Source organism: Lysobacter sp. 1R34A, from assembly GCF_051217035.1.
Lineage (GTDB): Bacteria > Pseudomonadota > Gammaproteobacteria > Xanthomonadales > Xanthomonadaceae > Lysobacter.
On record NZ_JBPKJP010000124.1, the window covers coordinates 1 to 9,755 of the forward strand.

The 9,755-nt window shown below is 69.8% G+C and carries 10 protein-coding genes; 4 read left to right on the forward strand and 6 right to left on the reverse strand.

Annotated features, from left to right (window positions below; translation table 11 throughout):
- Window positions 1–99 precede the first annotated feature (99 nt).
- Entirely contained in the window at window positions 100–990 is an 891-nt protein-coding gene (locus ACSAMQ_RS18445) for a cation diffusion facilitator family transporter (RefSeq protein ID WP_435397060.1), read from the forward strand.
- A 63-nt stretch (window positions 991–1,053) separates the two neighbouring features.
- Here the strand turns inward: ACSAMQ_RS18445 and ACSAMQ_RS18450 are convergent, their stop codons facing one another.
- From ACSAMQ_RS18450 to ACSAMQ_RS18460, 3 genes are all read right to left on the reverse strand, one after another.
- A complete protein-coding gene (locus ACSAMQ_RS18450; protein ID WP_435397061.1) occupies window positions 1,054–1,623 on the reverse strand; it encodes a hypothetical protein in 570 nt (189 codons plus the stop codon).
- Between the two features lie 10 nt (window positions 1,624–1,633).
- Entirely contained in the window at window positions 1,634–3,817 is a 2,184-nt protein-coding gene (locus tag ACSAMQ_RS18455; RefSeq protein ID WP_435397062.1) for a molybdopterin cofactor-binding domain-containing protein, read from the reverse strand.
- A 64-nt stretch (window positions 3,818–3,881) separates the two neighbouring features.
- Window positions 3,882–4,337: a (2Fe-2S)-binding protein gene (locus tag ACSAMQ_RS18460; RefSeq protein ID WP_435397063.1), complete on the reverse strand. Its 456-nt coding sequence runs from the start codon at window positions 4,335–4,337 to the stop codon at window positions 3,882–3,884.
- Between the two features lie 307 nt (window positions 4,338–4,644).
- Between ACSAMQ_RS18460 and ACSAMQ_RS18465 the strand changes: the two genes are divergently transcribed.
- Window positions 4,645–5,661, forward strand: coding sequence for an XdhC family protein (locus ACSAMQ_RS18465; RefSeq protein ID WP_435397064.1), 1,017 nt, complete (start codon window positions 4,645–4,647; stop codon window positions 5,659–5,661).
- A gap of 3 nt (window positions 5,662–5,664) precedes the next feature.
- Window positions 5,665–6,264, forward strand: a complete 600-nt coding sequence (locus ACSAMQ_RS18470; RefSeq protein ID WP_435397065.1) for a nucleotidyltransferase family protein — start codon at window positions 5,665–5,667, stop codon at window positions 6,262–6,264.
- Window positions 6,265–6,887: 623 nt separating this feature from the next.
- On the opposite strand, the gene ACSAMQ_RS18475 is transcribed toward ACSAMQ_RS18470, so the two are convergent.
- Window positions 6,888–7,103 (reverse strand): hypothetical protein, encoded by a 216-nt coding sequence (locus tag ACSAMQ_RS18475; protein WP_031372547.1) that lies wholly within the window; start codon window positions 7,101–7,103, stop codon window positions 6,888–6,890.
- A 253-nt stretch (window positions 7,104–7,356) separates the two neighbouring features.
- Window positions 7,357–8,286, reverse strand: coding sequence for a LysR family transcriptional regulator (locus tag ACSAMQ_RS18480; RefSeq protein ID WP_435397066.1), 930 nt, complete (start codon window positions 8,284–8,286; stop codon window positions 7,357–7,359).
- 97 nt (window positions 8,287–8,383) lie between these two features.
- Between ACSAMQ_RS18480 and ACSAMQ_RS18485 the strand changes: the two genes are divergently transcribed.
- A complete protein-coding gene (locus ACSAMQ_RS18485) occupies window positions 8,384–8,830 on the forward strand; it encodes a carboxymuconolactone decarboxylase family protein (RefSeq protein WP_435397067.1) in 447 nt (148 codons plus the stop codon).
- A 12-nt stretch (window positions 8,831–8,842) separates the two neighbouring features.
- On the opposite strand, the gene ACSAMQ_RS18490 is transcribed toward ACSAMQ_RS18485, so the two are convergent.
- Window positions 8,843–9,755, reverse strand: a 913-nt coding sequence (locus ACSAMQ_RS18490; protein ID WP_435397068.1) for a class I SAM-dependent methyltransferase, incomplete at its 5' end; no start/stop codon positions are given.

Here is a 9,755-nt window from a genome sequence, read left to right on the forward strand (position 1 = left end):
CCGCCCGCTGAGGCGGCGCCCCGGCGGGCCGCAGGCGCGGCCCGCCGCGATCCAGACCGGTCGCCGGGCGCGGCCGGTCCAAGACCAAGGAGCAACGAGATGGGCAGCGGACACGACCACGGCAACACCGCGATCCGCCACGAGCGCCCCCTGTGGTGGGCGCTCGGCTTGACCGGCGGTTTTCTCGTCGCCGAAGTCGCCGGCGCCTTCCTGACCAACAGCCTGGCGCTGTTGTCGGATGCCGCGCACATGGGCACCGACACCCTGGCGCTGATGATCGCGCTGACCGCGGTGCGGCTGAGCCGCAAACCGGCCGACGCCAGGCGCAGTTACGGCTACGCACGCATGGAAGCGATGGGGGCGATGGCGAACGGCCTGATGCTGTTCGCGGTCGCCGCCTACATCCTGTGGGAAGCCTTCGGCCGCTTCAGCGAGCCGCCGCAGATCGCGACCACCGGCATGTTGGCGATCGCCGCGCTTGGCCTGGTCGTCAACCTGGTGGCGATGCGCCTGCTCAAGGCCGGCAGCGGCGAAAGCCTCAACATGAAAGGGGCCTACCTCGAAGTGTGGAGCGACATGCTCGGCTCGGTCGCGGTGATCGCCGGCGCCCTGATCATCCGTTTCACCGGCTGGACCGTGGTCGATCCGATCCTCGCGGTGCTGATCGGTCTGTGGGTGCTGCCGCGCACCTGGACCCTGTTGCGCGAGGCCGGCAACGTGCTCATGGAAGGCGTGCCGGACGGCATCGACCTCACCGCAGTGCGTGCGCTGCTGCTGGAGGCACCGAGCATCACCGACGTGCACGACCTGCACGTGTGGTCGTTGGGCTCGAGCACCGTGGCGATGACCGCCCACCTGGTCGTCGATCCTAGTGTCGATGCCGACGGCTTGCGCGGCCAACTGGTCCGGCAGCTAGACGAGCGCTTCGGCATCGGGCACTGCACCCTGCAGATCGAGAGCGGGGCTTGCGGCGCTACGCCCGGTCACTGAAGCGCGCATCAGGGGGTAGGAGCCTCAAAGATCAACCGCATCGACACGATGATTCGCGACCGGCTACGACGCCGGACATGGCCCGCCCGCGTCGGCCCAGGTCTTGAACTTGGCGACGAATTCCGGGTGCGGCACCGACACCGGCTTGCGTTCGCCGCCCGGCGCCCAGCCCCACAGCACCAGCTTGTCTTCGCTGACGTGCTTGAGCAGCGCGGCGAAATCGCGGCCGCCGTTGCTCTTCTGGTCCTTGATCATCTCGCACAGCTTGGGCGCCGGCAGGCCGATCCAGGCCATCTTGTGGTCCGGCGGCGGCAGTTGCCAATGCGGCGCGCCCGGCGGCGCGTTCGGGCCGTAGCTGGCCGGCAGATTGGCTTCGCCGTGGCAGGTCGAGCACGGCAGGCCGGCCGCGCCCTTGCCTTCGGGGCCGCGCACCACGCCCATCGCATGCGGCAGGCCGGCGTCGAATTGCAGCGGCTGGTCGCCGGGGATATGGCAGTTCTGGCAGCGCGGGTGCTGGAACACCTGCTGCACGGTCGCGAACGCGGCGACCGCCTGTTCGCGTTGCTCGGGGCTCACCTTCGGTCCGCAGGCGGTCGCGGCGAGCGCCGCGATGGCGAGGATCAGTGCACGCATCGTCGTCTCCTCAGGCCGGCAACTGCAGCGGCAATTCGCGCAGCCGCTGTTGATTGAGCGCGAACACCGCATTGGCCACCGCCGCCGCGACCGGCGCGGTGCCGGGCTCGCCGGCGCCGCCCATCTTCTCGGTGCTCGGCACGATGTGCACTTCGATTTGCGGCGCCTCGTCCAGGCGCAGCACGCGGTAGTCGTGATAGTTCGATTCCTGCACCCGCCCGTCCTTGAAGGTCAGCTGGCTGTACAGCGCCGCGCCGAGGCCGAAGTTGATGCCCGATTCCATCTGTGCGCGCACGCCGTCGGGATTGACCGCCAAGCCGCAGTCGATCGCGCAGACGAAACGGTGCACGCGGATGCCGTGGCCCCCGCCGGGCTTGGGCTCGACCGAGACTTCGGCGACCTGGGCGATGAAACTGCCGAAGGATTCGTGCACCGCGACGCCGCGCGCGCGACCTGCCGGCAGGGCCGTGCCCCAGCTGGCCTTGTCGGCGACCAGGTCCAGCGCCGCCAGATGGCGCGGATGCTGCTTGAGCAGCGAGCGGCGGTATTCGACCGGGTCCTTGCCGGCGGCATGGGCCAACTCGTCGATCAGGCTTTCCATGACGAAGGCGTTGTAGCTGTGCCCGACCGAACGCCACCACAGCACCGGCACGCCGGTGCTCGGCGAATGCAGGTCGACGCGGTAGTCGGCGATTTCCTTTAGATACGGCGAGTCGGCGACGCCCTCGACCGAGGTCGCGTCGATACCGTTCTTGATCATCGCCCCGGCGAACGGCGTGCCGGCGATGATCGACTGCCCGACGAGCACGTGCTCCCACGCCACCGGGACGCCCTGCGCATCCAGGCCGATGCGCGCGCGCTGCAGGTACATCGGCCGGTAATAGCCGCCGCGCACGTCGTCCTCGCGCGACCACACGGTCTTGACCGGCTTGCCCGCGGCCTTGGCCACGTGCACGGCTTCGGTGACGAAGTCCGCGGTCGGGGTGGCGCGACGGCCGAAACCGCCGCCGAGGAACATGGTGTGGATCTGCACTTGATCGGGCTTGAGCCCGGTGATCTTGGCCGCGACCTGCTGGTCGACGGTCTGGAACTGGGTGCCGGTCCAGATCTCGCAGCGGTCGGCCTCGATCTTGACCGTGCAGTTCAGCGGCTCCATCGGCGCATGCGCCAGATAGGGCACGTTGTACTCGGCCTCGACGGTCTTGGCGGCTTTCGCCAGCGCGCCCTTGACGTCGCCGGCCTGGGCGGCGATGTCGCCCTCGGTGGCGGCGAGCTTGCGGAATTCCTCGCGCAGTTTCGCGCTGTCCAGGCTGGCGTTCGGGCCGAGATCCCAATCGATCACCAAGGCGTCGCGGCCTTGTTTCGCCGCCCAGTAGTGATCGGCGATCACCGCCACGCCGCTCGGCACCTGCAGCACGTCGCGCACCCCGGGCACGGCCTTGGCCGGCGCCGCGTCGAACGACTTGACCGTACCGCCGAACACCGGCGCGCGCGCCACCACCGCGGTCAGCAGCCCGTCGAACTGCACGTCCATGCCGAACTTGGCCTTGCCGGTGATCTTCTCCGGCGAGTCCAGGCGCTTGGTCGGCTTGCCGATGATCTTCCAGTCCTTGGCTTCCTTGAGCGTCTGCGGCGCGCTCGGCGCCGGCAGCTTGGCCGCCTCGGCGGCGAGCTCGCCGTAACGCGCGCGCTTGTCGCCGGCGATGGCCACGCCGTTTTCGGTGCGGACCTGCTCGGCCGGTACGCCGAAGCGTTGCGCCGCGGCCGCCACCAACAAGGCGCGCGCGGTCGCGCCGGCCTGGCGATAGCGGTCGAACTCCGACCAGGTGCTGGTCGAACCGCCGGTCATCTGCATGCCGAAGGCGGTATGCGCATACGCCGGCGCGGCCGGCGCGTGTTCGACCTTGATCTTCGACCAGTCGGCGTCGAGTTCTTCGGCGATCAACATCGCCAGGCCGGTCCACACGCCCTGGCCCATCTCCGAATGCGAGATCAGCACGGTGACGGTGTCGTCGTCGCCGATGCGCAGGAAGGCATTGGGCACGAAGCCGCTCGACACCGCCGCGGCCGCGGCCGGGTCGGCGTGGGCGAAGCGCTTGGCGCCGGGCACGACGAAGCCGACCACTAGGCCGCCGCCGATCAGAGCGCCGGCCTTGAGGAACTGGCGCCGCGACGGCGCCGGTACGGTATTCACATCGACCTCCTAAAGCGCCCGGACCGCCGGCGCTGCGAGCATGACGTCGTGGGGGATGAGGCGATCAGGCCTTGCCGATTTCGGCCGCGCGCTTCACCGCCGCGCGGATGCGCGGGTAGGTGCCGCAGCGGCAGATGTTTCCGGACAGGGCCTGGTCGATGTCGGTGTCGGTCGGCTTGGGGATCTGGGTCAGCAAGGCCGCCGCCGACATGATCTGGCCGGACTGGCAATAACCGCACTGGACCACGTCGATCTCGGCCCAGGCGCGTTGCACCGGATGGCTGCCGTCCGGCGACAGGCCTTCGATGGTGGTGATCTGTTTGCCTTCGACGCTGGCGACCGGGGTGACGCAGGCGCGTCGCGGCGCGCCGTCGACATGCACCGTGCAGGCGCCGCATTGGGCGATGCCGCAGCCGAACTTGGTACCGGTCAGGTGCATCAGGTCGCGCAGGACCCACAGCAGGGGCATGTCCGGTGGCGCGGCGACCTCGTGTTCGGTGCCGTTGACAAGAAGCTTCATGATTCCCTCGCGGCGGCTGGGGTTGCCCGAGCCTACTCCTCAAAATTGACTGCCGCCAGATCGCCGGCGATGCCGGAATGGAGCGAGCCAACGCGGCGCTTGCCGGATTCTCCGAACGTCCGCGCCGGTTTTGCGACGCAAGTCGGCGGCTCGTTCGCGAACCTTGCGGCACGCCCGAGGCGTTTCGCACGCGGGCCGCGTCGGCGGCTTGCCCAAAACTGCCGGCGCCGGCCGGCATGATGCGACGCAACGCCATCGGCGCCGCGAACGTTCTAGACTCGAAGCTCCTCCGCCCCTGGGCGCACGCATGGCCGACTCGCCGGACCCCGCACTTGCGAAGCGCAGCGCGCCGGGCGGTCCGCGGGCAGTGCTCGAGGCCAGCGCGGCCGCGGCCGCGCGCGGCGACCCGGCCAGCCTGGCGATCGTCCTAGAAACCGAAGGCTCGACCTACGTGCGGCCCGGCGCGATGGCCTTGTTCGGCGCGCGCGACGGCCAAGTCGGCTGGCTCAGCGGCGGTTGCATCGAACCCGACATCGAATTGCGCGCGCAGGACGCGGCGCAATCGCAGGGCATCGAATGGATGGATATCGACACCCGCAGCGACGAGGACTTGTTCGCCGGGTCCGCGGTCGGTTGCCGCGGCCGCCTGCGCCTGGCCTTGCTGCCGCTGGCGGCGCTGCGCGAATGGCCTGCCTTGATCGACGAGTGGCGGCGCGGCCATGGCGACCTGCAAATCGACCTGCGCAGCCATGGCGCCCTGGCCGCCACCGTCGGCGACGAACGCATGCGCTGGACCCTCGCGGTCAACACCCCGCCGTGGGCCTCGGCCGAGACGGCGCAGTGGAAGCTCGAGGTTCCGGCGCCGCCGTCGGTGCTGGTGTTCGGCGCCGGCCCGGAAACTCCTACCCTGCTGCCGCTGCTGCGCACTCTGGGCTGGGTCGTCACCCTGGTCGAACGGCGCTCGCGATGGAGCGCCGCCGGCGCCCTCGCCGATCACGCGATCGAACGCAGCCCGGCGCAGGCCCTGGCGACCGCGCGGCCGCACGACGCCGCGCTGGTGATGCACCACCACTTCGATCTGGATCGCGAAGCGCTCGAGCATCTGGCCGAAAGCGCCAACGGCCAGCAGATCGGTTTCGTCGGCCTGCTCGGCCCGGTGCGGCGGCGCGAAGACTTGTTCCGCGTGCTGCCGGCCTCGGCACAGGCCTCGCTGGCGCCGCGCCTGCATTCGCCGATCGGCCTCAAGCTCGGCGGCGAAGGCCCGGAAGCGATCGCCCTGAGCATCGCCGCGCAACTGCAGACCCATCGTCACGGCGAGCCCTGAGCGATGGCGCATGTCGCGGTGGTACTGGCCGCCGGCGCGAGCCGCCGCCTCGGACAGCCCAAGCAAGCGCTGCGTCGCGACGGCGAAAGCCTGCTCCACCGCGCCGCGCGGCTGGCTACCGCGACCGCTGCACGACGGGTCCTGGTGGTGCTCGGCGCGCACAGCGATGCGATGGCCGCGTCCGTCGCCGACCTGCCGGTCGAATGCCTCGGCAACGACGGCTGGGAGGAAGGCCTCGCCAGCAGCCTGCGCGTGGCGGCGCGCGCGCTGAGCGGCTTCGAAGGCCCCGTGCTGGTGCTCGGCTGCGATCAGCCGGCGCTGGATGCGGGGCACCTGCAGGCCTTGCTCGAAGGCGCCGCATCGGCCGCGTCGGGTTGCGCCGCGACCGAACATGGCGATGCGCTCGGGATACCGGCGGTAATCGCCGCGGCCGTCTGGCGCGAGGCCGGGCATCTGCGCGGCGACCGCGGCTTCGGCGCCGCCCTCAAGCGCCTGCCCGCCGAGACAGTCTGGCGGCTGCACGCCGCGGAGCTGCACTACGACCTGGACACCCCGGCCGACCTGATCGTGGCGAGGGCGCGAGGCTGGATCGATAAGGCGTAGGAAACGCAGAAGCCGGGGCTGGCCGTCGCACTTATGGCGTGCGCGGATCTTTCCGAGATCGCTGTAGAAGCTGCGCAAGCTGCGACCGCGGAACCGCGGCTACGGCGCGACCGGACAGAACGCGGTCGCGGCTCGCGCCGCTCCTACCCAGGAGCAGCGACGACGCCTTCTGGAGCCAAGAGCCCCAGCGATTCTTTCCGGAGCCCCTGTAGGAGCTGCGTGAGCTGCGACCGCGAATCCCCAGCTACGGCGCGACCGGACAGAACGCGGTCGCGGCTCGTGCTGCTCCTACCCAGGAGCAGCGACGACGCCTTCTGGAGCCAAGAGCCTCAGCGATTCTTTCTAGAGCCCCTGTAGGAGCTGCGTGGGCTGCGACCGCGAATCCGCAGCTACGGCGCGACCGGCCAGAATGCGGTCGCGGCTTGCGCCGCTCCTACAGTCGAAAGAACCGCGCCTTTCTGGAAGCGGCCGACAAAGCGGCAGCCGGCTTTCGGGCCGTATCGAGAACGCCGCCTTGGGCCAGCGGCAGACCGGCGCGCTCGGCGCCCGCGGTGCGACGCAGGGAGGCCCGCGCCGCCCGGCCAGACTCCTGTCAGCCGGGCGGCGCAAACCGCACGTCGGCCCTAGGGAACCAACGTGCCAAACACGGGCTGCGAATCGGCATCGTAGATACGCAGCCACAACCCCTTCGGGGCGTGCGCGGCGTATCGCCTGGCCTGCGGCAGTACTGCGCGCAACGCCGCTTCGGCGCTGCGGTATTCCTGCGCGATCTCGGCAATCGCTACCGCCAGCGCACTGTCGTCGCTGCCATCACGCTGCTTCAGTTCGACGCGAAACATGATTCATCCTTGTAAAAGTTCAGCCGGCGCGGTGGGGGGAAGTTCGCCTCAGGGCGAATCTGTATCCGGATGCCGTCGGAGCAATCAAAAGATGCGTCTTGCGTGAACAGTAAACCGTCGTCGGAACACCCCTAAGCGTGTAGGATTTTTCCTAATGTGATGTGCGTTAAGTCACAGGTTTCAAAAGTAACTGTGGACTTTTTGTATCGGACGATGGGGACGGACCGGCTTCACGGATGCAGGTGCGGACGCCCTACCGGCCTTCTACGGCCTGAGCGGCCGCGCGCCGGCCATCCAGCATCGGCTGCAGGCGGGCCAATCCCTCGCGCATGGCCTCGCTGAACACCCGGATGCGCTCGGTGCGGCGCAGGTCGGGGTGGCTCAACAGCCAAAGATCCGCTGCCAGCCCCTCCAGCGGCTCGCCGACCCTCGCCAGGCGGCGGTCGGCATCGCCGAGGAAACAGGGCAAGACCGCCAGGCCGATGCCGTTCGCGGCCGCGTCGCGCAAGGCCAGCAGGCTGTTGGCGCGCAGCACCGCACGTTCGTCGTAGCGCTGGCGATGCAGCCATTGCGCCATGCCGATATGCGCCAGGCTGTCGTCGGGCACCACCCAGTCGCAGTCGGCCAGGGTCTCGGGGCCGGCGCCGCGCGGCAGCCGCAGCGCGCGCGGCCGGTACACCGCCGCGGCCAAGCGCGCGACCTTGCGTCCGATCAGGCCCTCCGGCGGCTTGCCGCCCGGGCGCAGGGCGACATCGGCCTCGCGCCGGCTGAGGTCGCGCACGGCATTGTCGGCGACCAGTTCGAGGACGATGCCGGGGTGCTCGCGGCGGAACCGCGCCAGCAGCGGCGGCAACAGGCCGTACAGCACCGGCTCGACCGTGGTCACGCGGATGCGGCCGCTGAGGCGCGCGTCCAGGCCGGCCAGGCGCCGCTCGGTCGCGGCGATCCGCGTTTCGATCTCGGCGGCGACCGCGATCACTTCCTCGCCGGTCGGGGTCGCCGTGTAGCCGTCGCGAGCGCGTTCGAACAGGCGCGCTCCGAGCGCTCGCTCGATCGCATTGATGCGTCGGAACACGGTCGGGTGACTGACCGCCAGGCGCTTGGCCGCGCCGTTCAGGGAGCCGGCGCGGCCGATCGCGAGGATGAAGCGGTAGTCGTCCCAGCCCAAGGATTGTTCGTTCATGCAATCTCGGCTTGCATCCGTGGCGGAATGCCTTTCAGGAACGGACATCCTAACGTGGCGTCATCGCGTCGCAGACGCTCATCCGATGGAGACCGCCATGTCCGCCCGCCTGGATTACAACGCCGTCGATCCGCACGGCACTCGCGCCCTCGCCGGCCTGCAGAACTATGTCGACCACAGCGGCCTGGAACGCGCATTGATCGATCTGGTCAACGTGCGCATCTCGCAGATCAACGGCTGCGCCTATTGCCTGCGCGTGCACACCGAAGAGGCGGTCGCGCGCGGCGAGAGCCACCGCCGCCTGCACCTGCTGCGGGTCTGGGCCGAGGGCCCGTTCAACGCGCGCGAACGCGCCGCCCTGGCCTGGGCCGAAGCCATCACCGCGGTCAACCAGGCGCCGGTGTCGGATGCGGTATATGCCGGGGTCCGCGAGCAGTTCAGCGACCACGTCCTGGTCGCACTGACCTATGCGGCGATCTCGATGAACGCCTGGAACCGCTTGGCGATCGCGTTTCGCAAGCCGGACCCGGCCTTGGCGGAATAAGGGTCCCGCGCCTCAGAAACGAAAGCGCGCCACCCGCCCCAGGTTGCGCAGCCATTCGGAGCGGTCGTAGAGCTTGAACAGCCAACGCTGCGCACGCGGCAATTCGGTCACCTCGGCGACTTCGCTCAGGCGCGGCTCGTCGACGAATTGCAGGCGCGGATGCCAGGCCTCCAGGCTGCGCGGGCCGCCGCGGGTCCAGTCGCCGATCCGCGCCCGGGTCGCGCGGATCATGCTGGCGTGGCGCAGCAGGCGCAGCGCGAGCGGGCTGTACAGGTCGCACAGCAGCTGCCCGCCCTGCGGGAAGCGCTCGATCAGGCGCCGCACCAGTTCGCGGGCGCGGTGCTCGTCGAGATAGGGAAACAGGCCTTCGGCGATCACCAGCACAGGCCGATCGTTGTCGAGGCGCTCGATCCAGTCCGGCTCCATGACGTTGCTCGGCAAGGTGCGGTAACGCCCGGCGCGCTGCGGCAGCAGTTCCTCGCGCAGACGGATCACCTCGGGGAAATCGAGGTCGATCCAGTCCACTTCCAGCGGCGGGTCGACCCGGAACACCCGCGAGTCCAGGCCGCAGGCCAGGTGCAGTACCAGGGTGTCGGCGCGCGATTGCAGTGCGGCGCGGGTCCAGCCGTCGATGATCCGCGAACGCAGCGCCAAGCCGCGGATGTCCGACGCGCTCAGGCCGAATCGCTCGAAGTCGTAGTCGATGTGGCGGACCAGGTCGTCGGCCAGAGCGTCGCGCAAAATCGACGGTGTGGCGCGGTTGTCCATCGCCTTGGCGTAGAGGGTGATCAGCAAGGTTTCCTGACTGCCTTCCAGGCGCATCGATTCCTCCGGTGACGGCCGGCGCAGCGGCCCGGCGAGCGCCATTGTGCGGCCGCCGATGTGACGCCCGAGGCTACGGCGGCCGCCGTCCCGACGCGCGGCC

Bases quoted from the DNA above. Each gene is read 5' to 3' on its own strand.
- ACSAMQ_RS18445 (WP_435397060.1), top strand. From the start codon at position 100: ATGGGCAGCGGACACGACCACGGCAACACCGCGATCCGCCACGAGCGC.
- ACSAMQ_RS18450 (WP_435397061.1), bottom strand. From the start codon at position 1,623: ATGCGTGCACTGATCCTCGCCATCGCGGCGCTCGCCGCGACCGCCTGC.
- ACSAMQ_RS18460 (WP_435397063.1), bottom strand. From the start codon at position 4,337: ATGAAGCTTCTTGTCAACGGCACCGAACACGAGGTCGCCGCGCCACCG.
- ACSAMQ_RS18465 (WP_435397064.1), top strand. From the start codon at position 4,645: ATGGCCGACTCGCCGGACCCCGCACTTGCGAAGCGCAGCGCGCCGGGC.
- ACSAMQ_RS18470 (WP_435397065.1), top strand. From the start codon at position 5,665: ATGGCGCATGTCGCGGTGGTACTGGCCGCCGGCGCGAGCCGCCGCCTC.
- ACSAMQ_RS18475 (WP_031372547.1), bottom strand. From the start codon at position 7,103: ATGTTTCGCGTCGAACTGAAGCAGCGTGATGGCAGCGACGACAGTGCG.
- ACSAMQ_RS18480 (WP_435397066.1), bottom strand. From the start codon at position 8,286: ATGAACGAACAATCCTTGGGCTGGGACGACTACCGCTTCATCCTCGCG.
- ACSAMQ_RS18485 (WP_435397067.1), top strand. From the start codon at position 8,384: ATGTCCGCCCGCCTGGATTACAACGCCGTCGATCCGCACGGCACTCGC.